The sequence below is a fragment of the Rhizobium sullae genome (assembly GCF_900169785.1).
GTDB lineage: Bacteria > Pseudomonadota > Alphaproteobacteria > Rhizobiales > Rhizobiaceae > Rhizobium > Rhizobium sullae.
Genome location: NZ_FWER01000004.1, coordinates 344,130 through 368,140 on the forward strand (window position 1 = coordinate 344,130; position 24,011 = coordinate 368,140).

Below are 24,011 nucleotides of genomic sequence, written 5' to 3' on the forward strand. Positions count from 1 at the left end.
GGAGGTGGGCAATGAACGCAGATGTTCCCGGAAAAACCGGCTCCGGTATTGGCGAAGTCGTTCTCGCGCCGGTGCGCTTCACGATGGGGCTGATCGACGCGCCGCTGCGGTGGTTGCAAAGGGTCACCGGGATCAGCGGCATGGCGGCCTTTTTCCTGCTGCCAAACATGCTGATCTTCGGCATCTTCGTTCTTCTGCCCTTCTTCATCAACTTCGCCTATTCGATGACCGGTGGGACTGCCCTCTTCCTGCCGGATCGCAGCTTCGTCGGCGGCGATCAATATGCCCGGCTGTTCGACTGCACGAACTATCTCAATGCCAATAGCTGCGCCGAAGACACGTTCTGGACGGCGGTCGGCAATACCGGCTGGTTCGTCATCATCCAGGTTACCCTGATGATCGCCGTCTCGCTCGTGACCGCGCTGATCCTCAACCGTGAGCTGGCGGCGCGCAGCTTCTGGCGGGCGGTGTTCTTCTTTCCGGTGCTGTTGTCGCCTGTTGTTGTCGGCCTGATCTGGAAATGGATCCTGCAGCGCCAGGGCCTGATGAACTTCGGCCTCTACGGTTTCGGCTTTGATCCCTATGCCTGGCTGAACGATCGCAACTGGGCCTTTGCCGCCACGATCGGCGTGTCGATCTGGGCGCATATGGGCTTTTACACGCTGATCCTGCTCGCCGGCCTGCAGGCGATCCCGAAGGATCTTTACGAAGCCGCCGAAATGGATGGCACCCGGCCGACGCGGGCGTTCCTACGCATCACCATGCCGCTGCTTGCGCCCAACCTGCTCGTCGTGGTCGTCCTCGTCCTTATTAAGGCCGTGCAGATCTTCGACGAAGTCTACGTCTTGACAGGCGGCGGACCGGGCACCAGCACGCTCTACCTCACCCAATATATCTACGAGACCGGCTTTGCCACGCAGTTGCGCAATCCTGGGCTTGCCGCGGCGGCCTCGATCCTCATGGGTGTCGTCCTCGTCGTGCTGACGCTGATGCAGCTCGGCCTCAGCCGCTCCAGTGAAAAGAAAGGAGCCCGCAAATGAGCCGCGTTGCCGAATTCATCCTGCGCCGCAAGGGCGGCAAGCGCTGGCACTGGACGGACATCGTCACCTGGGTCTGGCTCGTCGGCGGCCTGTTCGTCATGTTCGGCCCGGCCGTCTGGCTCGTCGGCTCGTCATTCAAGTCGCCGGCAGCCCTTGCCGAATTCCCGCCGACTATCTTGCCCTACGTCACTCAGAAAGTGACGGTCGAAGGCTATGACAAGCCGCTCGATCTCTACAACGTCACGCTGCCGGATGGCAGCAAGGCGACACTCGCCGAAGTCCGGCGCATCGGCATCGTGAGCCAGATGATCGATCCGCAAAAACCGGGCGAGATCGTCAAGGTCAACATCTCGCAGCGCACCCCGGTCCGCGAAATGTCGTTCGCGTCGGAGAACTATACCGAACCCTTCACCCATTTCGATTTCGTCCGCTATCTGTGGAATTCCGTCTTCGTGACGGTAACGGCAACGCTGATTACGCTCGTGGTCAATTCAATGGCGGCCTTTGCGCTCAGCAAATACGAGTTTCGCGGCCGGACCTTTGCCATGCTGCTCATCCTTGCCACTCTGATGGTGCCGCTCTCGGTGATCATGGTACCGCTCTATTCGATCGTCTCGGCGCTTGGCCTCTTCAACAATCTCTGGGGCGTCATCCTGCCGACCGTGGCGACGCCGACCGGCGTGTTCATCCTGCGCCAGTACATGCTGACCATTCCCGACGAATTGATCGACGCGGCCCGCATGGACAAGGCGTCGGAATGGCAGATCTATTGGCGCATCATCCTGCCCTTGACCGCACCCGCGCTCGCCGTTCTTGCGATCTTCTCCGTGGTCTGGCGCTGGAACGACTTCCTCTGGCCGCTGATCGTGCTATCGCGCAAGGAACTCTATACTCTGCAGGTTGGCCTCAGCATCTATTCCGGCGAGCTCAATGTGCAGTGGCATTTCATCCTGGCGATGACGGTAGTGACGATGATCCCAGTCGTCCTCGTCTTCATCTTCCTGCAGCGCTTCATCACCACCGGCATTGCCGGAACCGGACTGAAATAGAGGAGGCCGTCATGGGTCATATCAAGCTCACCAATGTGACGAAATCCTTCGGGGCGGTGGACGTGCTCCATGGCATCAACCTGGAGATCAAGGACGGGGAACTGGTCGTCTTCGTCGGGCCCTCCGGTTGCGGCAAGTCGACACTGCTTCGCATGATTGCCGGGCTCGAAAAGCCGACAGGCGGCGAACTCGCCATCGACGGCAAGGTGGTCAACACTATCCCGGCCGCCGACCGCGGCCTTGCCATGGTGTTCCAGTCCTATGCGCTCTATCCGCATATGAGCGTGCGCCAGAACCTCGCCTTCGGCCTGGAAAACACCAAGATGCCTAAGGCGGAGATCGCCGAGCGTATCGGCGAAGCCGCGCGCATGCTGGAGATAGAGGCCTATCTCGACCGGCGACCGGGCCAGCTCTCTGGCGGCCAGCGCCAGCGTGTCGCCATCGGTCGCGCCATCGTGCGCAGGCCAGTCGCCTTCCTGCTCGACGAACCGCTGTCCAACCTCGACGCCGAGCTGCGCGGCTCAACGCGCGCTGAGCTTGCAGCACTCCATGCCCGGCTTGCGGCGACAATGATCTACGTTACCCACGACCAGGTCGAGGCGATGACACTGGCGGACCGGATCGTCGTGCTGCGCGCCGGCCGGATCGAGCAGGTCGGCACGCCGCTCGAACTCTACAATTCACCGGCCAACCGCTTCGTTGCGGGCTTCATCGGCTCGCCGCACATGAATTTCCTCGAAACAACGGTCGAATCCGTGCAGTCCGGCAGGGCAGTTGCCGCGTTGCCCGGCGGGCAACGGATCGAGCTTCCGGTCAACGGCACCAATCTCGGCCAAGGCGCGCGGGTCACGGTCGGCGTGCGCCCCCACCATATTGCGGTTGGCAGCGAGCCGACCGCCATTCCGGCCAAGATCAGGCTCGTGGAAGCGCTCGGTTCGGAAACCGTCATCCATGCTGATGTAGCCGGGCAGAAGGTTCTGGTGGTCGCACCTGGCCAGCACAACCTGACGATCGGGAGCGAGCTCCGCCTGTCGCTCTCGGCCGCACCGCTTCATCTGTTCAACGAGAAGGGCCTCCGCCTTGATAACGCTGTTTGATCGTTCCGGAAAAGTCGCTCTGTGTAATGGCCCCATAAATCTCCGGACGGGTACAACGGCGGCATATAGAACGGGTAAAACACTGACCATCCGTCGTCGCTCCGTAACGCCGCTCATGCAGCGCGCTTCAACGGGCGCGCTCGCTCGACTCGCTCGCGCTCCTTGGGCGTGTTCATCACCTCCCAAAGATCGTTGCGCCGGTGCACGTTGAGCCAGAAGTCCGGGCTGTTGCCGAAGACGCGGGCAAGGATGAGCGCCGTTGCGGCGGTCACGTTCCTGCGGTTCCCGCACAACTCGTTGACGTGCTTGCGCTGCACGCCCATAGCCTCGGCCGACATTCGCCGGCTTGCGCTTGGTGGTTAATTAGCTCGCTACGATGAGCGATTTATGTTGGAACCGGTTGGGGCCTGATGGCGCGGAGACTTGTAAATTTTCACCCTATGGCAATCGAGCCGCAGGCCTCCACGGTTTTTCTGTGATTGAAGCAAATACTCCCGGCGTTAACGCAGAAGGTGCGAATGTTTTTTAAATGAGCTCATTGGCCTGGGCCTCACAGGCGGTGATTTGGTTCACGTGACGATCAAATTCTTCGTGGCCCATTGCTAAAATGCCATCGGATTTATTCACCTGGTGTTTCACCGAAGCCCTTAAAGGTAGCGACCACTGCAAAAGCTCCGTTAACCGATGACTCTGCAATTTCGTTGTCGCCAGGCCGTAATCGCCCCGCATATCAAGATGTCAACGCTCCGCGCCCTTGCCTCTGCGACTGGAGCGACCGTGTTCGTTTGGGCACTGAGCCTGCTTGTTCCCGAACCTCCATTTTGGGTGGAATTGACCGCCGTGGCGTTAATATCGGCTGCCGTCACATTTCTGTTTCAATTGGCAATCTGTCTGCGCAACGAAGCGCTTCGTGATACCCAAAAAGAACTTCAGTACGCGCTCCGTCATGATCCCGTCACGGATACATTGCGCGCCAGCGAATTTGCGAACTCAGTCGAGCAAGCGATAGACCGCAGGCGCGTGAGCGGCGCGGAAAACCCGGATGGCGTCATGCTCGTTCTCAATGTCGGTAATTTCGATGAGATCAGTCGTCGCTATGGTCCGCAATGGGCCGATACGCTGCTTCAATCGATTGTTCGGATCGTACATTCTTCCCTGCGCTATGGTGATCTCGTCGCCCGCCTTGCCTCCGACGAACTCGGCATCTATTTGCCCGGCACAACAACGGAAAATGCCAGCAACATCTGCGAGCGCATCCGCGCGCGGGTGCAAGAAACCACGTTCACAGCCGGACAAGAGCGCCAGATATCGGTGACGGTGCGGCTTGGCGGTACAAGGCTCGAGGATCAGGCCGACTTTCAGGCACTCCGTGAGGCCGCTAACCGCGCCGCCCTCGCTGAGGAAGAAGCTGGCCCACCCCTATTCCGGGAGCTGTTCTCGTGAACGAGAGGCTTCAGCTAGGGTCTGCCGCGAATAAACGGGCTTTACGGTCTTTAGACCACAGCTGCCTCCGGCGGACGTCGTCTTATCCCTCACAGGGACGGGGATGCAACCAGTCGTGTATCTGCCGACCTTCCGTCACCGTTTCCATCGCGGCCGCGCGGACCTCGGCTAAGGGCGAACGGACAGACCCGTCATCTCGCTGCCCCGCCGCTATTTGCTTCGGTGGCCGCAACGCCGGCTGGGCTCAAGGCGCCGCAACGCCAGACGCTGTAGACCGGTTGGGTGTCCCAGTCATAGTAGAAGGCCGCTTTCAGCCTTCCCTTCTCCATCAGCTCCGCGAAGCTGCGACGCACCGCACGGACCGCCACTTCCCGCTCGCGATCATCGACCGGACAGGAAAGCGCGGTGTTGGCAATGCCCCATTCGCTCACCCAGCACGGCTTGCCTTCCCCTTCAGGCCGGCAAAAGTCGAGAAGCGTCGTCACATAGCGTGCAAGCGCCGCGTCATCTTTGCGTCCCGGGTAGACATGAATGCCGTAGCCATCGACCAGCGCATCGATACCCCGCTTCCGCAGGAGTGAAATGAACTCGCCGGGTTCGAGCCGTTCCATGCCGCGGCGGTCGGCCTCGCCAGTGCCGACGTCGGAAAGTCCGGCCGAAATCAGAAGCGCGTCGCGGCTATAGGCCGTCGCCCGCAATTCTTCCCGGGTGATGCGGAGGGCGCCGACATATGCGTCGAGCCCGCGTTCGAGGGCCGAGCGATTTGCAACTTCCGAAACGTTGCGCGGCGTCCGCCGCCCAGGTTTTTCATAGACGACGAGGTCGCCGTTGTAAGGGCTGTAGTTTATTTCATTTCCGGGCTCGACGGCGTCGATGCGGATACCCATTTCGTCAATGCGGCGAAGCGCCGAGCGCAAATGCGCTCGGTAGAGATCGAGATCGAGATCCGAAAGCCGCTGAACATCCCAGATGCGGCCGAAACCGGTGCGAGAACGCGCCTTCGCGGGATAATAGTCCTTGTTACCGAGTTGGATCTCGAGGAGGATTTTCAACCCCCGCCGGTCCGCCATTTCGAGCGCTTCGATGCTCTTGTCCACCGGTCTCGACAGCGAAAGCCGGACATGGGTGATACCGCTTGCCGCGATCTCATTCAGTACGCGCTCCTGATCGCCGCGGGAAAGCCAGGCTAGGTTTACGCGGTTGATTCCGATACGATCGGAGAGCACTTCGGCAGCGCCTGTCGGCAGCGCCGGGGCAAAGGCCCAGAGCACTGCCAGCGCGCAAGCAAGGCGCGCGCGCGTTTGCGCCACCGCCCTCATCCGCTCAAAGTCCGATCTGCCCCAGAGCATTGCGGAAATTCGCCTCGCAAGCGGAATAACGGTCGATCACGGCCTGCGTGTCGATCTTCCCGAGGAAGTTGGCGAGATAGGAACGCTTGTCCGCCTCCCTGTTCCAGGTGGCTGCCTCGATATAGGGGAAGCCGATGAATTCCAGCATCTCCCGCATGCGGTCATCGACCGCAATCATGAGGGCGGGCGTGCCGGCCTGCATGCCGATGATGCAGCCGTGGAAGCGGCGGCCGAAGCAGAGATCGCGCGCGGACATCGCTCCGCGCCACTGGTTCGTATCGAAATAGACCAGCAGCTCGTTTTTCCGCTGCCATTTCTCCGAATGCTTGTACTCCGTCCCTCCCGTAATGCGCCCGCTGGCGCGATCATAGACGATGTCATTATCGTCACCTGTCAGGGAGAGGCTGTAGGCAACCACTTCGTCCTGGACGACATAGCTTGCCACGCTGTCGGGCTTGAGCAGCGCATGAGCATCGACGATCGTATCGGCAACGCTACCGAGATAGCCGCCGAAGACGATCCTCTGGGCCTCCGCCAGTCCCGGATTGGCAAGTGCAGAAAGCGAACGCTTCATGTCGTTCGGCGAGAAGTAGAGCGACGGGCAACCCGTCGGCTTGACGAACTTCATCCCCTGCTCCCTGAGGAATTCGGCGGTGAAGTAGCCACGCGTGAGGAAGAAACTTTCCTTGTTCCTCAGCACCTCCAGGAACTTGATCGTGCCGGCCGGCAGCTGATCCTTGAGGCCTTCCTTGCGCTGGATGCCGATGCCCATCACCACAACCGGCATCTTCAGCTTCGCGAAGATTTCCGCTTCGAGATCGGCGGAATAGCCAGGACGCAGCAGATTAGCGGAGGCGAAGACGCACAAATCGAATTCGCAGTTCACGCGCTCGTAAAGCTCGTTTGAGTCCCGATTGTTGGCGAGATGCCAGAACGGCAGATAGGTGACGTCATGACCGCGTAGGCTCTCAGCCGCTCCTTCGCCGATCAGATAGTTGCCGGTGTTGGCGATCTTCCTGACCTGCGAGATCAGGTCCTTCCTGGTCCTGGTTTCGTCGAAATAGGGCCGATGGATCACGGTCGTGCCTGAGACGTCCGCAATCGTCCGCTGCAAGTAGGATGGAATGCCCGTAAGCAAAATACGCATAACTGTCCTCTGAACCGAAAAGTGATGGCCTTCAGGCCGCTATAGACCGATGCCGATTTCACGAAGCGTGGTGCGGAAGGCGCGCTCGCGGTCGGAATAGCGGTCGACAAGTTCATTCGTGTTGAGCTTTGCCAGATAATCGGCCACGAACTCGGCCCGGTTCTCTGCCTTGTCGACTTCGGTGATGTCGACGGCCGGTAGGCCGGTGAAGCCCAGCATCTCGCGCATGCGGTCGTCCACCGCCACCATCAGGCTCGGCACGGCCGCCTGCATGGCGATGATCGAGCCGTGGAAACGACGGCCAAAATTGAAGTCCATCAACGAAGCCCAGGCGCGCCACTGGTTGGTGTCGAAGAAGGTGCGAAACTCGAACCGCTGCTTCTCTCGCTCAGTGCCTGGATAGGCCAGATCGCCGATCATCAGGCCCGATGCGGAATCATAGACGCGTCCCTCGTCGTTAGGCTCCACCTTCATATCGAAGTGAAGGAACTCATCCTGCACGACATATTGCGGCACGGTGTCCGGCGGGGCCAGCGCATTCGCATCGAGGATCGCATCCTGATCGCCGCCGAGATAGCCTGAAAAGATTGTCCGCGCCTTGCCGATGTTTACACTCGGCAGCTTTCTCATGGACCGACGCATGTTGGCCGGCATGAAATAGACGGAAGGGCAACCGGTCGGGCGCACGAAGGAGAAGCCCTGGTCCTTCAAGAAGCCGGCGGACTCGTAGCCGCGTGTCAGGAAGTAGTGCTCACGCTCCTTCAGGACGGCCAGAAGCCGCTTCGTTCCCTCCGGAAGATTGTTCTCAAGGTCCTTGCGGTTCTGCAGGCCGATGCCCAGCATGACGATCGGCATGTTGAGTCGGCTTAGGACATCCGCCTCTGCGTCCGCGGAAAGTCCCTTGCGCAATAGGTTTGCGCAGGTGAAGACGCAGATGTCGAAGTTGGCGTTAAACTCGTCGAATCCATTGCCGTTCTTGCTCAAATTGTAGAGATGCCAGAAGGGAACTTGCTTCGCATGTGGCGCAAGCGCATGCAGGGCGCCCTCACCGATGAGGTAGTTCCCGGTATTGCTGATGTTGCGCAGCTCCTGCAGAAACTCCTCCTTCGTTTCCGGCTGCTTCTGCCGCTCCGCATAGGAGACGGACAGGCCGTGGGCGCCGTTGGCAAGGCGCGTGTAGTGACCGGGAATACCCGTCACGAGAATTCGCGGACGCATTCGACTAGACCTTTCTGTTTCAAAGAAGCGGCGCGGCAATCAGCCAATTGCCGCGACCACGGGATTTGGCGCCGCCTGCTCGCGAAAGACCGCAGCGCGGGACAGTGACGAATTCTTCACGGACCGATCGCTCCAAGAGATAAACTCCGAGAAAGAGGAGGCCCATGACCGGCGTGCGGCGGTCCTGATGCAGCCCTCCATGAGCGGAGCGAGCCTCTCGCGATTGCGCGCGACCTCTTCGATGATCCGCACCATCTCCCTCACCACCTGAGAATCGGAAGGCGCGTTGATGAGTATGCCGTCCTCGCCGTCGGAAATGAGCTCGTCCACCGCGCCGACCGCGGTCGCGATGGGCACGCAGCCGAGTTGCTGCGCCTCGGCGATCATCAGCGGCGCGCCCTCCCATCGTGAGGGCATGACGAGAACGTCGGCCCAGCCCAGTGCCTTGATCAGATCCTTGCTCGCAAAGACGGGCGAGCGCACGTCGACGCCCAGGTCCTTCAGCCGTTCGCTCCAGGAGACCCTGGAATCGGCGAGGATTTCCCCTCCGATGGCCCGGGCTTCGAAATTGACGTTGGAGACCCGCAGTTCCGCGAGCGCTGCCGCCAGCCGGTCAATGCCCTTCTGCTGATCGAACCGGCCCATGTAAAGAAGCCGCAATCGGTCATCCCTGCGCTCGATCCGCCTGACGGCCAGAACCTCCGCCAGGGCCTTGGGCGGTACCGAGAAGCTCGCTCCGTTCGCGACGGCGAAGACTTTCTCGTGGGGGACGCCGTAGCTGTGCAGATAGATCTTGAGCTGTTCGGAGCAGGTTAGGAAGGCGTCGTAGCAGTGCTCATGGGCAATCGCTGCGAAAGGCTGACCGGCAGGCCTCTTGAAGGCCGTGTTGTCCACGACGTGAAGATAGCAGGCCGTGCGCGTGCCTTCGGAGCGCAATCGCGCGATGAGGGGATGGACGGCCATCACGTGGTTGTTGATGACCAGGTCGAAGCCGGAAAGCTGTCCCTTCAGCGCCTCCCAGTCGACCGAATGCCCTTCGTCGATGAAATCCTGTCCCAGGAAGGAGCCCGACCCTCCCCAGGCCGGAATTCCCGCGTCCCAGAAGTGAATGTAGTCGAAGCTGGAATCGAATTCATCGATCACATCCATCCGGGACGTGCCGAGCACGAAGAGATGAGTTTCGTAACCCGCCGCCTTCAATTCCCGGGCGGCTGCATAGACGACCTTTTCGGCTCCGCCGAACGAGGCATTCGGCACGAGCAGCGCCACGGTCCGCTTGCCCTCGCTATGGCCGAGCGGCAGGACTGGTGATCCTCCGACTTCCTTGCGCAATGCCTTGTAGAGATCAGTGTAGGGCACGAGCCGCGCGGGACGCCACGTCCACCGCCTGCCCGCCGTCTCGCGCAGGGGGCTCATGGCAATTGCGTTGACGCAATTGATCATCACCTGCTGAGGCGTGATGAGAGAGCGGCGCGGGAGGCTTCTTGGAAAAGGGAAGTGCACTTTCAGAACGGTCGATGTCGGCCATACCTGCTGGCTCCCGATCGAGGCGAACCAGTCCACAGCATTGTTCTGGACCACCTCCTGGACGAGCCGGATCGAAAGGAAAACGAGATCGGCGGGGCCGATTTTTTGTCCGCCCGCCCCATGAACGATCGGCTCGATCTTGCGCTGGGCGGCATCGTTGGCGAGTTGGACGAAGACGACGTTGCTGTTCTCGCTCAAGCGCTCTAGATGGGCAAGCACGTTCGGCAGCATGCGCGAACGCCGCAGAAGGTCGAGCGCCGCGCCGCTTCCGGCGACCAGGAAAGGCGGGAAATGTTCATTGTCTGGCTCGCCGATATTGCCCCAGAACGCGGGGATGATGTCGTCGAGGCGAAGGATCGTCGGCGGCTTGGTAGGATCAGTGAAGAAAGAGATCGCCGTATCTTCCGTTCGCGCAAACAGGTAGCGCGGGCACTCCTCATGCTCGAAATCCACCAGCATCGGGCGCTGGAACAGCGGCCTGTGGCGCTTACGCAGGAAGCTTACCGACGTGGCGCGGTCTCGATTGGCCTCCTTGAAGCGGCTCTCCGCCCTCAGCCTGTATTCGAAGACCGTGTCATGGCAGGGCGTGCCGACGAAACCATGCTCGATGCAGGACAGCCAGAACTCCCAATCCTCGAAGCCGTTCTGCCTGTCGTCGTTGAAGCGGACGCCTTGCTGAAAAACATCGATCGAGATCATCGATCCTGTATCGCAAATGTTGTCGGTGATGCAGTGGACCAGTCGTGAATAGCGGTTGCCATAGTGGGCGCGCCAGCTTACCGAAAATGTGTCGATATTCGTGTAGACCCACCCGCAGCCACTGGAGAGGAGGTGCCGGTAAAGCGTCTCGATGGTGCCGGGAAGGACGCGATTGTCGGCGTCGAGGAAATAGACGGCCTTCGTCTCTGGAAAGCGCTCGAGAACGAAGTCGATGGCGCGATTGCGCGCGCCACCCGGACCGGCGTTCTGGCCGAACACGACATGGACGGAAGAATGGACCGCGGCGTAGAGCAACAGTTGATCGAACGTCTCGTGCCGTGGATCGCCGTCGACCGAGATGACAATGACGATCCGGCAACTGCTAACGTTCGAGGCAAATACCGACTCGATCGCCTCCAGGGCAAGTGCCGCGTGACCGTAAAGGGGCATGGCCACGGCGATCAGGTCCGTTGGCTCCCCGTTACTGGACATCGGCGGCCTCCGTAAACTGTTTGACCAGCCTGAAGCCAGACACCTTGAGCCAGGAGAAATCGACCGAATCCGTGACTGCGCGGCTGAGGATCATCAGGTCCATCGGGCCGCGTGCCGGCTCGTCCAGCTGGATGTTGATGTTGACGACCTCACTGGAGCTGACTTCACGCCATCCGCTGAAGAATGCCGACGGTTTGGCCGCGCCCTTTCGCGCAACCTCGGCCACTTCGGAACGCGCATTTGAATTCGTCGGTGCGAGCAGGAAGCTGACCGCCGCGGGCTGACCTTCCGGATGATCGATAAAGGCGCTCGCCGAAAAGGATATCGTTCCGGGCTCGACGGCGCGACTGACCGCGCCTGCCGATATGCCACTCGGCAACGGGTGGCAGACAACAGCATGCTCATGCTCGAGGAAGCGCACCGTCTGGAATTCCGGGACGATCGGCGTGACCGAAACGTCCGCGATCTGCCTCAACGTAGCGACCGCCAGGCGATAATCGACAGTATACTGGCCTTCGAGCAGGCTGCTGGGCGCAATCATGTTGGGTGTTCTGGCGGGCTTTACTCCCGGCAGTCCCGTAAACACTTTGAACGCCAGCGGGCGCAGGTCGAGATCCGGATGCGGGAGTTCCGACCGTGCCGAATAGCGCTCGCCGGCGATCGGATAGCCGAGCGAAAGGCCGACGGTCTCCGGTCCGGTCGCGGAGATCCGCAGCCGAAGCGTCCGCGCAGCCCCTCCGCAGGCCCGGGGCAGCGAGAAGAAATTCCAGTTCGGCACGAGTTGCGCATACGGTACGATCCACTCGGCGACTCCTTCGCCACTCTCGAGGTAGCTCAATGCGACGACAAGCTCTCCGGTGATCCTGGGCACCGAGTGCAGGTGAAGGGCGAACCCTGCCACGCCAAGGCTGGATATCGGCAGCAGTTGCTCGACAAAGGCGGCGGCAAGCAACGGCCCGATCCCCTCGTCCTTTGGATCGCCGTAGGGATCATGGGAAAAAATCTCAGAAACCGGCTCCCAGTTTCGCGCCTGGAACGCATCTTCGAGCGCCCGGTAGTTTTCCAGCAGCGTTTCGCGTTCCCGGCGCAGGATCGCAAGCTCCGAAGTGATTGAGGCGCTATACCGGGCAAGCCGGCCGACGCCGCCCTCAGTGAGCGCCCGCAGAAGCGGAAAACTGTCCAGCTTATTTGCGGGATCAAGCCGCTGTATGGGAACCGCGGGGACAGTTCCCAGTGGTCCAAGCAGCGCCAGACGCTCCCGCAAATCCGCCTCACCCTCTTCGGAAAAGGCGATGGCGATCAATGGAAAAGCATTCTGCAATGTCGCCGGAGGATGCCCATCAACATCGAGGTAAACAACCAGATGCTCGATATCGCTGCCTTCGAAGCATAATCGATCCCGGCCCGATGCCGCTATTAGCTTTCTCGTCACCAGTCGTTTCCCAATGCCGGAAGACGTCAATTCTTGCACGCGCGGCCTCTGAAGAATTATCTCGGAGAAAAAAGCAAAGACGCCGAATAATCAGATATTTATTCAAATCATTCCGCGCCATGTATAGGGAGCCTAACAACTAACGTTGCAGTGCACAATAATAAAATTTAGCCACCACAAAGAAAAACATTTCATATATACTTTAAAAATCAAAGTAATAATCATGCATTCATTTCTGCATTGCGGCGAAGTGATTTTCCGGTCAATTTCTCAAGAAGATTCTGTTGACGATCGAGGCAGTCCGTCAGTCGAAAACGCGTCTCGATCGTCCGGCGCGCCGCTGCACGCATCCCAAAATGGTGTTCGGGACTCTTCAGGGCGCCGAGAACGGCCTCAGCGAGTGCATCCGTATCGAAGAACGGCACCAAAAGGCCGTTCCGGCCGGAGTGTATAACCTCCTGGACGGGCGCGGTGTCCGATCCGATGACCAGGGCGCCGCACGCCATCGCCTCCAACATCGACCACGACAAAACGAATGGATAAGTCAGATAAAGGTGCGCTGCCGAGATCTGGAAAAGCTGCCGCAAAACCGAATGCGGCACCGCGCCGGGAAAGAGGATATTCTCCCGCGGTATATCCAGGGATTTGAGGAGGTGATCCTTCCACGCCCCGCCGCCGGGCGGCGGCACACCGTAGCTGATGCCATCTCCTCCGACGAAAACGAACAAGGCATCGGGGCGTTGGCGCACAACCTTGGCGGCAGCCTCCAAGACCTGTGGAAATCCACGATACGGCTCAAGGTCGCGCGCGACAAAGGTAACAATGGGAGAACCACCCGCGCTGAGCACACGCCCGTCCGAAAGCCTGACCGAAGTTGTTGGGTCCGGTCGAAACTGCGCCGTATCGATCCCCTCGTGACAGACCGAAATGCGCCCCCGGGCGTCGGCGGGGTACAGACTTCTCTGCCAATGGGTGGGGCTGATGCCGGCCTCGATGGCCTCAAGGGACAGGAGCTGCGCGATGTTGCGCAGCCGCAGCCTCTTGCGCGTCTCCAGATCGGGCTGATCGTCGGGGGAAAACCCGATGTCCGCCCCTTCCGATCGGTAAAAGAACTCGCAATACCCCAATGCAGGCACCCGCGGCAGCACGTCCTTCAAGAACATCATGCTTCCCCAACCGATATGGCCTACGACAACGTCGGGTACCAGCCCTTGCCGCGCCATGGCGTCGAGCGTTTCGGCGACGCGATGGCCGATTCGTGCATGGTGATCGGGAGTACCCATGTGTCGGGCCATATGCGGATCTGCGCGCGGGCCCGATTCCGCTCGATGTCGAACGACGCGAACGGATGGGATCTTCTGGTCTATGGTCTCAGTGATGAGGCTGACCTCATTGCCCGCCTGCGCGAGCTGAGCGGCCAAGGCAGCGAACTGACCGAAACCCCGTCGATGAACAAACGCCACGTGCATCGCGTTAGTCCGCCGTTGCCAGGTGCGCGGCATCGCTCACCGCTTAGACGCCGTACCGTGAAGCCCTGCCCCAGGCCAGTTCGAGCTGGTGCAGCGTCTGGAAAGCCGTCTCAAGCATCCGCTGTTCCAGGTCGCCACGATTCACCGCGCGCTCATAGGCCATCGCCGCGTCGCGGAGATTTGCCCTGAGCTGCCGCCCCTTCTCCGTCAATTTGATGCGGGCGGACCGCTTGTCGCGCTGGGAGGCAACGCGATCAATGTAGTCGCCATCGCCAAGCTGCTTCAGATAATAGGAAACGTTGGAGCCGACATAATGCCCACGATCCAGAAGCTCGGCGACCGACAGTTCCGAATCGCCGATTGCCAGCAGAATCATCGCCTGCGCCGGCCCGATATCGTCTACACGAAGCTTGGTCAGCTCCGCACGGATCAGGCCCGAAAAGCGCCGGCTTGCCCGCTCCATCAGGCGAGCGAGCTCGAAATACGTAACCTGTTGGAGGTCCCCAAGCTCGGTACCCTGAGGAAGCCGGGGGTCTGTTTGTGCTGTCTGGCTCAGACGAAGACTCAGATCGTCGTTCAGTTCTACCGGCAAACTGAACACATCGTTTTCTTTCATTCGACTCTCCGTTTCAAGGAAATACTTCAAAACTTGAAGTAATATTCAAATACGCTCACCACTGTCGATCACCATGAGCTTGCACAATCCCGTTGTTATGTGCCAGATTGGTCGAAGCAATACTATCCTTACGCTCAGTTACAACCAAATCTGTCCTACAACAGATGGTTCTAAAGTTAACTCGAGGCAAATCTTCATGCGTGATACGGTTCAAAATGAGACAAGAAGCAAGGGGCGAACCGAGGGAGGCCAAAAACAAGGCAGCCCAAGGTTGCTGATTCTGCAAGCAAAGCGTGTATTTTTGTCCGGGTTGCTTTATGCAACTGCACTAAGCGTGTGTATGAACATATTACAACTGACGATGCCCCTGTTCATGCTGCAAGTTCATGAAAGGGTACTCAACAGTCAGAGCATGGACACACTTGCAATGCTCACTATCTTGGCTGTCGGCGCCCTTGTGGTGCTCGGCGTCCTGGAATTCATCCGTGCCCTCTCCTTCCAAGCCATCGGAGGCGCGCTCGTGCGTGGGCTGAACATGCCTGTCCTGGCGGCCGCCGTTCAGGCTTCTGTCGATCAGGGCCTGTCGCGCGCGACCCAGTCGCTTCGGGACATCGCAGAATTGCGAAGCTTCCTGACCTCGTCAGCGGTCAGTGCGCCCCTAGACGCTGCCTGGTCACCGATTTTCCTCGGCGCCCTTTTCCTTTTGCATCCGCTTTTTGGTCTTATCGGAGCCGTCTCCGCCGCACTGCTCATTTGCGGCGGCCTGGTCACGGACATGTTGACGCATCAACTCACCAAGGAAGCGAACCAAACAAATATCGAGGCCGTGTCCAGGATCGGCGCTTCGCTGCGACATGCCGAGGCCATCGAGGCGATGGGCATGCTGCCAGCTCTGGCAAATCGTTGGCGCGCCCTTCAACTGCAGGCTCTCACCGCCTTTGAAACGAGTGGGTGCAGGAGCAAGGCGATGTCGTCCATCACCCGCAGCCTGCGCTATTCCATCCAGATCATGACCCTGGCAGCCGGCGCGTATCTGGTGCTGGAGCAGGAAGTCACGCCCGGCGCGATGATGGCATCGAGCATTCTTGTCGGACGCCTCCTGATCCCCTTCGATTCAATCATCGAGAATTGGCGCCAATGGGTGCTGGCGATCGCTGGCTGGCGTCGCCTCGAGGCCCTTCTCAAGGCGGACCTTGCAATCCGCCAGACGATGCCCACGCCGCATTCGTCGGGCGACATCGTGGTCGATAAGCTCGTCTACGCAGCTCCCGGGCTGGATGTGCCCATCATCAAGGGCATTTCTTTCTCCCTCTCTCCGGGCGAGGTTCTTGGCGTGATCGGTCCTTCCGCGGCCGGCAAGTCGACGCTCGCGCGGCTGCTGGTCGGCATCTTGCGCCCCACGTCCGGCGGTGTCTTCCTCGACGGCAACAATACCTATCTGTGGGAGCGTGGCTCGTTCGGTCAGGTGGTCGGATATCTGCCGCAATCCGTCTCGCTTTTGGAAGGCACCATTCGAGAAAACATTGGGCGAATGGCGGACAGCGATCCCTACAAGGTGCTGGAGGCGGCGCGATTGGCCGACATCCATGAGATGATCGGACGCCTGCCGCTCGGTTACGACACACCCGTCGGCGACGGACATCTGACCCTTTCCGGAGGGCAGCGGCAGCGCATAGCGTTGGCGCGCTGCCTCTACAACCAGCCTCGCCTCATCGTGCTCGACGAGCCGAACGCAAACCTGGACTCGATCGGCGAGCGTGCCCTTATCCGCGCGATCCAGTGTGCGCGCGACGACGGCGCCATCGTTATCTTAATCGCTCACAGGCCAGCCATCATGCAGGTCGCCGACAAGCTGCTCGTGCTCGAAAACGGCCGCGTCACACAGTTCGGACCGCGAACGGCCGTGGTTACAACCACGATGCCGGGCGAACCACACCGCGAGGTAGCCGCGATATGACTGAAAAGACCCCCCTAGCGGTCCGGCCCGATCTCGCCGAACGTCGCCTCCAGCAGCATCAGCCGGCTTCGCGGGATGTCGGCCCGTCGAACTTGGAATTCGACCGGTTTGATAACCGTTCACCGCTCCGTCGTCTTGTCGTTGCGGGGCTCGCCACGATCCTTGTGTCCTTCGGTGGATTTTTTGCCTGGGCCTTTTCGGTCGAGCTCAGCAGCGCGACGGTCGCCAACGGCACGGTCATCGTCGATTCGAAGCGAAAGTCTATCAGCCATTTCGAAGGCGGCGTGATGAGCCGACTGCTTGTTCAGGAGGGCGACAAGGTTTCCGCCGGGCAGCCCCTGATCGCGTTGGAGGATACGCGCGCCCGCTCCAGCCTGCAGTCGCTCCAAATCCGACGCATTGGCCTGATCGCGAAACTGGCGCGATTGAAAGCCGAGCAGACTGACATGCCGCAAATCAGCTTTCCGCGCGATTTGGGTGACACCCGTGACGCTACGGTCGATGACGCTGTCAAGGCGGAGACGATATTTTTCGAAAAGCGGCGCGAGACCAAGGTCGGACGCGTCGAGGTCCAGCAAAAGACCATCGAGGAGCACCTCGAACAAGCAACGTCGCTCGACATCCAGATCCAGGCGACCGACCAGCAAATCGATCTCTTCAAAGAGCACCGGACGGCGACGGAAACGTTGGTGAAAAAAGGCGCGGCACCGCGCACGCAACTCATCGAGATCGACTCCAAGCTAAGCGAGCTTGCCAGGGAACGGGGCGAACTCGTCGGCAACAAGGCCCAGGCAGAAAAAGCCGCAGCAGGAGCACAGCTTGCGCTGACCGGGATCGAAAGTGACTTTCAGTCGACGATTGCCGGCGAAATCACCACGGCACGCATCGATCTCGCGGACGTCGAAGAGCAGATCACCGCTTCGAAGGACGTACTGCGGCGCCTTGAGATTCGCTCTCCGCAGGATGGCATCATCAGCAACATCCTGCTGCGCACCCCTGGCAGCGCGGTCACGCCCGGCCAACCGTTGCTCGAGATCGTTCCGGAAAATGAGCCACTGCTGGTCGAAATGCGCGTCAATCCTCGCGACATCGACAGCATCGCCGTGGGCTCGCATTCGCAAGTCCGTTTGACAGCCTATAGTCAACGCTCCCGCCTGCCGATGGAAGGCACCATTACATATGTCGCCGCGGACCAGTCGGTAGATGAAAAGTCAAACAGTGCGTTTTTCGTCGCGCGCGCCAAACTCGATCCGGCATCGCTCAAGGCAAATCCGGATGTCCGGCTCTATCCCGGCATGCCCGCCGAGGTGCTGATCGTCCACGAGTCACGCCTTGCGATCGACTACCTCACCTCTCCCGTCCTCGAGAGCTTCAATCGCGCGTTCAGGGAAGACTAGAATCCCAGATGAAATGGAATGCTGCATCGCAGAAATTGTTTCAAATTTTGAAGTTATTACCAAGTAATATATGTGTATATTATTTTATAATTCAGGAAACTATTGAAATAATGTGCCATTAAGACTCAATTTGGGAAATATATTTCTCAAGAAATGACATTTTGGCTTCACGATATGCTTGCACTTCGTTTTTTTGCAGTGCACAGTTCAAGCGCGAAATCGTCGCACCCGGCGCCGAGACGCATCAATATCAATCCGAAGAGGAGAGGCAGATGGCCACATTGGAAGGCGGAGCATACGACGATGCACTGTTCGGCTCCCGCTTTAACGACTTCATTCGTGCCCATGGGGGCGATGATTTCGTGAGCGGCGGCAACGGGCACGACCTCGTGTTCGGTGGTGACGGAGACGACCTGCTGTTCGGCGAAAAGGGAAACGATTCCCTGTTCGGCGGAGAGGGCAATGACTTGCTGAACGGTGAAAACGGGAATGACAACCTCGTCGGAGGCTGGGGTGATGACCTTCTGTATGGCGACAAGGGAAACGACACCCTGCTCGGCGGAGAGGGAAGCGACCTCCTGTCCGGCGGCAAGGGCGCCGACATACTTTATGGCGGTAATGGTGCCGACATCATCGATGGCGGTGCTGGCAACGACGTCCTGGCAGGCGGTGCTGGCCATGACATCTTCGTCTTCGACGGCGGCGGCGGGAATGACGTCATCCTCGACTTTAACGCGGGCGAGGATCTGCTGCAGATCTCGAAGGGCATCAATGGCCTCGATGTGTCTTCGCCCGAAGACCTGGCCTCGCGTGTCACGCAGGTCGGCGGCAATGTCGTCGTGGATCTCGGCCATGGCGATACGCTCACATTGGTAAATGTCGATGCCGATGACATCCATGCCAATCCCGAGAACTACTTCACCGTTCACTGAATATGACTTCTGCGCGCCTTGCCTCCTCCCGTGGGGCGCGCAACTCCGATCCAAAGGGGTAGCGTGTGACGTTCCACGAATCGATAGACGCCACTGGCGTTTTCAGAAACGCAAAGATCTTTCGGCTCGGCGCGGACCTGGCCCTCCTTATCTGGGATCTTCCCCCGTCCCTGCCCGCCACCACAAAGTGCCTGTTGTCCATGGACCAGTCGCCAGTACCGCTCGTCAGCATGATGCTGCCGCTTGGCGACGGAAGACAACGAATGTTCTGGGCGATGAGACCGGAAAAGCAGCCGGTGAGTGTGGGCATTTGCACGGAACACGGCAGCACCGCCGAAACCATCGTGATGCAGCCGGCGCGCACGCTCGCGCCCCTCGATGTGGAGGCACTATTCGCGGATCTCGCGCCGGATGCCCGCATCAAGTTTGTCAACAACCTGCTGACCGTGTGGCGAAGCGCCTTCCGCATCGCCAGCGACCATCTTTTCACCATGGTGGTCGAAGACGCCCTTCACGCGCTCGTGCCCGAACCGCAGGCAGCCAGCATCGTCTGCCAGATTGCGCAAGGATGCCATCTGATTGAGACGGCCATCAATCCGGATCTGGGCGACATCACATCGGTCTATGCGATCGGTGCAGCTTCGATTACACGCATGGCCGTAAGGCTTGTCCTTGGACGCAACGCGAAAAACGCTCTGCAATCGTGCCATTTCATCGCAGAGGCACCTTCCCCTTCCCCTCCGTTTCTCATCGTGCTCCTGAGCAAGAATGGCATCGCCATTCGCCAGCTTGCTCACGGCAAGCCTCGCCATCCCAACCTTCAGAGTTGGTGGGGCAAAAACCCCGAGGCGGTGGAACTGCGCGAAATGATTGTCCGTCGACTCGCCACGTTGCCGGAAAGCGGCGCCGCCACGGCGATCGACCTTCAAGTTCGTGCACCACTGGCGACAAGTCGGATTGCCAAGTCATCGATGCATCCGTCCGGTGAGGTCGATCTCGCTCTGGCGCTCGACGACGGTCTGCTGGCCGGCGGCTGGTTCCACGCGCCGTCATCCGCGTTCGCCGGCATCGACTACGTCAAAGAGGACGGCACGGCCGTGCCGCTCGATGGCAATAGCTACGAATTTCCGGCATGGGCGCAAGGGAAGGATGAGAAGAGTAAGACCGATGTGACCGGTTTCGTTGCCTGGGTCCCGCTGTCGGAATCCCCTGGGCCGCTCCTGCAACCGCGATTTCAAATGCGCCTTGCTTCGGGAGCGGTCAGGCCGCTGATACCGACGCCGCAGCCTTTCGAGCCCGCGACACAACGAAACCATGTCCTGCGCGCCGTGCCGCCACAGCATGCGGTCGACAGTGCCTTCCGCACGATCCTCGCGCCCGCCCTGCAGGACATAGAACGGCGACTGGGCAAGACCATAGAGGTCGATTCCGCGAAGGACTACAGCCTGCCCGAAACCACACCCCTCGTTTCGATTGTCGTACCCCTCTACAAGGTTCTCGATTTCCTGCGCTTCCAACTGTCGGGAATGGCCACCGATCCGTGGCTCGTCGCCAATGCCGAGATCATCTTTGTCCTCGATTCACCGGAAATCCAGGATGAGACGGAGCACCTGCTGGGCGGCCTGCACCTCCTGCACGGGCTGCCGATGAAGCTGGTCGTCATGAACCGCAACAGCGGCTACGCGCGCGCCTGCAATGCCGGCGCACGTTTTGCCCGCGGCGCCATTCTGGTCATGCTCAATTCGGATGTCGTGCCAAAGGGACCAGGTTGGCTTCAGGTGCTGTCGCGGCCGCTGCTGGAAAACAGCAGGCTGGGCGCCATCGGCCCGAAACTGCTCTTCGAAGACGGATCGCTGCAGCATGCCGGCCTCTATTTTGGCCGCGACCAGCGCGGGATCTGGTTGAACCACCATTTCAACAAGGGCATGCCCGGCGACTATGCTCCCGCCCAACAAGCCCGCGAGGTTCCCGGCGTCACCGGCGCCTGCCTCGTGACCCGCAGGGCCATCTACGAGCGTGTCGGCGGCTTCACCGAGGACTACGTGATCGGAGACTACGAGGACAGTGACCTCTGCCTCAAGATCCGCCGTCTCGGGCTCCAGATCGCCTATGAGCCGGCCGCGTGCCTGTATCATTTCGAGCGGCGCTCGATTCGCCGTAGCCAGGACTATATGCGCGGCGTTGCCAGCCAATACAATTCATGGCTGCACACGCAACGCTGGGAAGACGACATCACCGACTTGATGGCGAACCAATTCGGCAGAGATCAAGATCGCCCCGCCGCCACAAATGCGAAAATCCGGGAAAGGAACGCAGCGTGACACAGGTAGCACTCGTGCACCCTCCCAAGCCGACTCGACTGGTCGATGAGGATCGTGTTCGCTGGCTGCTTGAAGCCGTTCGGGGCAACCGTTTTCTGCCGCGGCCGGAACCCACCAATGTCTTCGTGGGTGACGGTGATTTTCGTGCGATAGGCGCGGAATTCCTCGGGCACTTCATCCGTATCGGCGGCCTGCGCGAAGAGGCCCGCGTGCTCGATATCGGCTGCGGTATCGGCCGGATGGCCGTGCCGCTCACCCAGTATCTCGATCCGCAAACGAGCCGCTACGATGGCATCGATCCGGTCGAGGGCGGGATCGACTGGTGTCAGCGGACGATCACTCCCGCCTACTCCAATTTCGCCTTCCAGCGACTGGATATCGCGCACGAGCTCTACAATCCAAATGGCAAGGTCAGCGGCAAGGCCCTGAGGCTTCCCTTTCCGGATCACCATTTCGACTTCGTCATCATGACGTCCTTGGTCACTCATCTGCCGCCCGCGGAGGTCCTTGTCTACCTCGCTGAGGTCCGCAGAACCCTGTCACCCGGCGGGCGCCTGTTCATGACCGCCTTCGTGGTCGACCGGATCGCGGCGGCAAACGAACATGGGCGGCGCGATCCGCGTCTCGCCTTCCGCCGCTATGGCGAAAGCCCATGCTGGTTCGTACCCAACCAGCCACCGCTTGCCGCGGTCGGTTTCGAAGACGGCTTTCTGGACAAGGCGCTCGAACGGGCCGGCCTCTCCGTCGCTCTGAAATCGCTTGGCCATTGGCGCGGCACCAATGCGGGCCACCATCAGGACTTCATCGTGGCAAAGCGCCGGGTAAACGGTCGATGAGCAAGCGCATTCTGGTGGCAGCCCACAACCATCCGTCCCTTCACCCGGGTGGAACGGAGATATTTGCTCACGACTTGTTTCGTGCCTACCAGCGCGAGGGGCACGAAGCCCTGTTTCTCGGTGCCACGAACCAAATCCATCGCGAAGCCAGACCAGGCACGAGCTTCCAGAGCATCGGCTCGGCGGGTGACGAAATCCTGCTGTGGTCCGGACATTTCGACCGCTTCTTCATGAGCCAGATCGACCTCTATGGTGTTGTGCCGGACATAGCGGAGCTGCTGCGCGATTTCCGGCCGGATGTGGTTCATCTCCATCACATGCTGCTGCTTGGCGCCGAATTCCCCCACATCGTCCGCCGTACCCTGCCCGACTGCCAGATCGTCATGACACTCCACGACTACTACCCCATCTGCCACCATGACGGCCTGATGGTGCGCACTGGCAGCAAGGAGCTTTGCCACCAGGCCAGCCCGGACCGCTGCCATGGCTGCTTCAATAACATTCCGCTCGATCGCTTTGCCTTGCGCGAACGCCACCTGAAGGCCCTGTTGAGCACGGTTGACCACTTCGTCTCGCCAAGCGCCTTTTTGCGGGATCGCTTCGTGCAGTGGGGACTGGACGAAGATACGATCAGCGTCATTCCCAATGGCATCCCCGCCCGCAAAGCCAGCGTACGAAGAGATCTGCTCCAAGGCGGGAAGCCGGTCTTCGGATATTTCGGCAATCTCAACCCCTGGAAAGGGATAACGGTATTGCTCGAGGCGGCGCGTCAGCTTCTGGCCGATGGCCTTGATTTCGAACTCCGCGTCCATGGCGGAGCGCCCTTCCAGAGCGAGGCCTTCGTCGATGAGATCAATCGGCGCTTTACCGAAACGTCAGAATCCGTGCAGTCCCGAGGCCCCTATCGACGGGAAGATATCGGCGATCTCGTGGCCGCGGTCGATTGCACCATAGTTCCTTCCGTCTGGTGGGAGAACGCGCCGCTTGTCATTCAGGAAGCCCAGGCTCAAGGCCGCCCGGTCATCGCCAGCAACATCGGGGGAATGGCTGAAATGATCGAGCATGGCGTCAACGGCCTGACTGTTCCACCCAACGATCCCCGAGCGCTCGCCGCGGCGATGCGGAACATGGCGGAAGAGCCGAACCTGCTGCGCCAGCTCTCCGAAAACGCCCGCAAGCCCGACGACATCGACACGACCGCCCGCCGCTACCTCAAGCGGATGGAGACGGCACCGGTTCAGGCACAGGAGAGCTTATGATTAGTCCCGCTGAACGACCGGATGCCGCATCCGAACAGGACAACGCCAAGCCGATGAACGGCCGGGTGGATGCCGTTGACATGGGCAGGGTCTTCGGCTGGGCATTCGACCCGATGGCGCCGGATCAACGGCTGACCATTCGTGTCCTCCTCGATGGCAAGGTGATTGCCGAGACTGTTGCCGACCGCAATCGTCCCGACCTGCGGCGCAACGGTATCGGCGACGGCAAACACGCATTTGAAATCGCGCTGCCCGATCCCGTCCAGTCTCGGGCGAACGATATTGTCGTCATGGCGCGAAATGGAAGCGGTTCCGAGCATGCCCTGCGCGTTCCCCAGCCAAACGAGCAGGCGGCCGAGGCTCTCATCGCCGCACCGCTAGCGAAAGTGCTCGATAAGCTCGATTTGCTGATGGCGGCGCAGCGGCAGTTGCAGGTCTCACAGCGCTCGCTGCAGCGCACACCGGAAATCGATGCCGACAAGACCGAGACCGCCGGCCGCACCGATGTCAGCAACGCGGTCGAAAGCCTCAAGGTGGATATCAGCCAACGGCTGAATGATCTCGATGTCCACCTGATGCGGCTGGATGGGGTTGTGGCAGGAATGGAGAAGAATCTGAATACGGTGCGAAAGCGTGCGAACGGCGAAATAAAGCCCCTGCTGCTGCTGCTGTTCGTTCTCGTGGGATTTGCCGCGGGCGCCAGCCTTACGCTGGTTGCCAGAATCTGATCC

General features: G+C 60.2%; 18 protein-coding genes and 1 pseudogene. 11 read left to right on the forward strand and 8 right to left on the reverse strand.

Features of this window, described 5'->3' with window-relative positions:
- The first annotated feature begins 11 nt into the window (after positions 1 to 11).
- Genes BN1800_RS06265 through BN1800_RS06275 form a run of 3 tightly spaced genes read left to right on the forward strand, consistent with a single transcriptional unit; the run spans position 12 to position 3,186 of the window.
- On the forward strand, positions 12 to 1,040 hold the full coding sequence (locus tag BN1800_RS06265) for a carbohydrate ABC transporter permease (RefSeq protein WP_027507857.1): 1,029 nt from the start codon (positions 12 to 14) through the stop codon (positions 1,038 to 1,040).
- Entirely contained in the window at positions 1,037 to 2,089 is a 1,053-nt protein-coding gene (locus BN1800_RS06270; RefSeq protein ID WP_027507856.1) for a carbohydrate ABC transporter permease, read from the forward strand. The genes BN1800_RS06265 and BN1800_RS06270 overlap by 4 nt, the downstream gene beginning before the upstream one ends.
- A gap of 11 nt (positions 2,090 to 2,100) precedes the next feature.
- Positions 2,101 to 3,186 (forward strand): ABC transporter ATP-binding protein, encoded by a 1,086-nt coding sequence (locus BN1800_RS06275; protein ID WP_086995538.1) that lies wholly within the window; start codon positions 2,101 to 2,103, stop codon positions 3,184 to 3,186.
- Positions 3,187 to 3,299: 113 nt separating this feature from the next.
- Here the strand turns inward: BN1800_RS06275 and BN1800_RS06280 are convergent.
- Positions 3,300 to 3,521, reverse strand: a pseudogene (locus BN1800_RS06280) (HigA family addiction module antitoxin); the annotation flags it as partial.
- 490 nt (positions 3,522 to 4,011) lie between these two features.
- On the opposite strand from BN1800_RS06280, the gene BN1800_RS06285 reads away from it, so the two are divergent.
- Positions 4,012 to 4,629, forward strand: coding sequence for a GGDEF domain-containing protein (locus BN1800_RS06285; RefSeq protein WP_244564447.1), 618 nt, complete (start codon positions 4,012 to 4,014; stop codon positions 4,627 to 4,629).
- 191 nt (positions 4,630 to 4,820) lie between these two features.
- On the opposite strand, the gene BN1800_RS06290 is transcribed toward BN1800_RS06285, so the two are convergent.
- From BN1800_RS06290 to BN1800_RS06320, 7 genes are all read right to left on the reverse strand, one after another.
- The gene (locus BN1800_RS06290) at positions 4,821 to 5,948 is read right to left on the reverse strand and encodes a glycoside hydrolase (protein WP_244564448.1); all 1,128 of its coding nucleotides are present in this window, start codon (positions 5,946 to 5,948) and stop codon (positions 4,821 to 4,823) included.
- A 4-nt stretch (positions 5,949 to 5,952) separates the two neighbouring features.
- Entirely contained in the window at positions 5,953 to 7,125 is a 1,173-nt protein-coding gene (locus tag BN1800_RS06295) for a polysaccharide pyruvyl transferase family protein (RefSeq protein ID WP_086995547.1), read from the reverse strand.
- 39 nt (positions 7,126 to 7,164) lie between these two features.
- Complete coding sequence (locus tag BN1800_RS06300; protein ID WP_086995550.1) at positions 7,165 to 8,343, reverse strand: polysaccharide pyruvyl transferase family protein; 1,179 nt, start codon at positions 8,341 to 8,343, stop codon at positions 7,165 to 7,167.
- A 39-nt stretch (positions 8,344 to 8,382) separates the two neighbouring features.
- On the reverse strand, positions 8,383 to 11,061 hold the full coding sequence (locus BN1800_RS06305; RefSeq protein ID WP_086995554.1) for a glycosyltransferase: 2,679 nt from the start codon (positions 11,059 to 11,061) through the stop codon (positions 8,383 to 8,385).
- Positions 11,051 to 12,532: a DUF6212 domain-containing protein gene (locus BN1800_RS06310; protein WP_027507846.1), complete on the reverse strand. Its 1,482-nt coding sequence runs from the start codon at positions 12,530 to 12,532 to the stop codon at positions 11,051 to 11,053. The genes BN1800_RS06305 and BN1800_RS06310 overlap by 11 nt, the downstream gene beginning before the upstream one ends.
- A 182-nt stretch (positions 12,533 to 12,714) precedes the next feature.
- Entirely contained in the window at positions 12,715 to 13,962 is a 1,248-nt protein-coding gene (locus tag BN1800_RS06315) for a glycosyltransferase family 4 protein (protein WP_027507845.1), read from the reverse strand.
- Between the two features lie 43 nt (positions 13,963 to 14,005).
- Positions 14,006 to 14,578, reverse strand: a complete 573-nt coding sequence (locus tag BN1800_RS06320) for a MarR family transcriptional regulator (protein WP_027507844.1) — start codon at positions 14,576 to 14,578, stop codon at positions 14,006 to 14,008.
- 196 nt (positions 14,579 to 14,774) lie between these two features.
- Here BN1800_RS06320 and BN1800_RS06325 point away from each other — a divergent pair, with 196 nt between their 5' ends.
- From BN1800_RS06325 to BN1800_RS06355, 7 genes are all read left to right on the forward strand, one after another.
- Complete coding sequence (locus tag BN1800_RS06325; RefSeq protein ID WP_086995557.1) at positions 14,775 to 16,535, forward strand: type I secretion system permease/ATPase; 1,761 nt, start codon at positions 14,775 to 14,777, stop codon at positions 16,533 to 16,535.
- Positions 16,532 to 17,932, forward strand: coding sequence for an HlyD family type I secretion periplasmic adaptor subunit (locus tag BN1800_RS06330; RefSeq protein ID WP_086995560.1), 1,401 nt, complete (start codon positions 16,532 to 16,534; stop codon positions 17,930 to 17,932). The genes BN1800_RS06325 and BN1800_RS06330 overlap by 4 nt, the downstream gene beginning before the upstream one ends.
- A gap of 272 nt (positions 17,933 to 18,204) precedes the next feature.
- Positions 18,205 to 18,864 (forward strand): calcium-binding protein, encoded by a 660-nt coding sequence (locus tag BN1800_RS06335; protein ID WP_027507841.1) that lies wholly within the window; start codon positions 18,205 to 18,207, stop codon positions 18,862 to 18,864.
- A gap of 65 nt (positions 18,865 to 18,929) precedes the next feature.
- Complete coding sequence (locus BN1800_RS06340; RefSeq protein ID WP_086995563.1) at positions 18,930 to 21,185, forward strand: glycosyltransferase family 2 protein; 2,256 nt, start codon at positions 18,930 to 18,932, stop codon at positions 21,183 to 21,185.
- Positions 21,182 to 22,021 carry a class I SAM-dependent methyltransferase gene (locus BN1800_RS06345; protein WP_086995565.1) on the forward strand — a complete coding sequence of 280 codons (840 nt, stop codon included), beginning with the start codon at positions 21,182 to 21,184 and terminating at the stop codon, positions 22,019 to 22,021. The genes BN1800_RS06340 and BN1800_RS06345 overlap by 4 nt, the downstream gene beginning before the upstream one ends.
- A complete protein-coding gene (locus BN1800_RS06350) occupies positions 22,018 to 23,280 on the forward strand; it encodes a glycosyltransferase family 4 protein (RefSeq protein WP_086995568.1) in 1,263 nt (420 codons plus the stop codon). The genes BN1800_RS06345 and BN1800_RS06350 overlap by 4 nt, the downstream gene beginning before the upstream one ends.
- Positions 23,277 to 24,008, forward strand: a complete 732-nt coding sequence (locus BN1800_RS06355; protein ID WP_086995571.1) for a hypothetical protein — start codon at positions 23,277 to 23,279, stop codon at positions 24,006 to 24,008. Before BN1800_RS06350 ends, BN1800_RS06355 begins: the two co-directional genes overlap by 4 nt.
- Positions 24,009 to 24,011 lie beyond the last annotated feature (3 nt).

Excerpts from the sequence above, each read along its gene's own strand:
- BN1800_RS06265 (WP_027507857.1), top strand. The coding sequence starts at position 12 with ATGAACGCAGATGTTCCCGGAAAAACCGGCTCCGGTATTGGCGAAGTC.
- BN1800_RS06270 (WP_027507856.1), top strand. The coding sequence starts at position 1,037 with ATGAGCCGCGTTGCCGAATTCATCCTGCGCCGCAAGGGCGGCAAGCGC.
- BN1800_RS06275 (WP_086995538.1), top strand. The coding sequence starts at position 2,101 with ATGGGTCATATCAAGCTCACCAATGTGACGAAATCCTTCGGGGCGGTG.
- BN1800_RS06290 (WP_244564448.1), bottom strand. The coding sequence starts at position 5,948 with ATGAGGGCGGTGGCGCAAACGCGCGCGCGCCTTGCTTGCGCGCTGGCA.
- BN1800_RS06295 (WP_086995547.1), bottom strand. The coding sequence starts at position 7,125 with ATGCGTATTTTGCTTACGGGCATTCCATCCTACTTGCAGCGGACGATT.
- BN1800_RS06300 (WP_086995550.1), bottom strand. The coding sequence starts at position 8,343 with ATGCGTCCGCGAATTCTCGTGACGGGTATTCCCGGTCACTACACGCGC.
- BN1800_RS06305 (WP_086995554.1), bottom strand. The coding sequence starts at position 11,061 with ATGTCCAGTAACGGGGAGCCAACGGACCTGATCGCCGTGGCCATGCCC.
- BN1800_RS06315 (WP_027507845.1), bottom strand. The coding sequence starts at position 13,962 with ATGCACGTGGCGTTTGTTCATCGACGGGGTTTCGGTCAGTTCGCTGCC.
- BN1800_RS06320 (WP_027507844.1), bottom strand. The coding sequence starts at position 14,578 with ATGAAAGAAAACGATGTGTTCAGTTTGCCGGTAGAACTGAACGACGAT.
- BN1800_RS06325 (WP_086995557.1), top strand. The coding sequence starts at position 14,775 with ATGCGTGATACGGTTCAAAATGAGACAAGAAGCAAGGGGCGAACCGAG.
- BN1800_RS06330 (WP_086995560.1), top strand. The coding sequence starts at position 16,532 with ATGACTGAAAAGACCCCCCTAGCGGTCCGGCCCGATCTCGCCGAACGT.
- BN1800_RS06335 (WP_027507841.1), top strand. The coding sequence starts at position 18,205 with ATGGCCACATTGGAAGGCGGAGCATACGACGATGCACTGTTCGGCTCC.
- BN1800_RS06350 (WP_086995568.1), top strand. The coding sequence starts at position 22,018 with ATGAGCAAGCGCATTCTGGTGGCAGCCCACAACCATCCGTCCCTTCAC.
- BN1800_RS06355 (WP_086995571.1), top strand. The coding sequence starts at position 23,277 with ATGATTAGTCCCGCTGAACGACCGGATGCCGCATCCGAACAGGACAAC.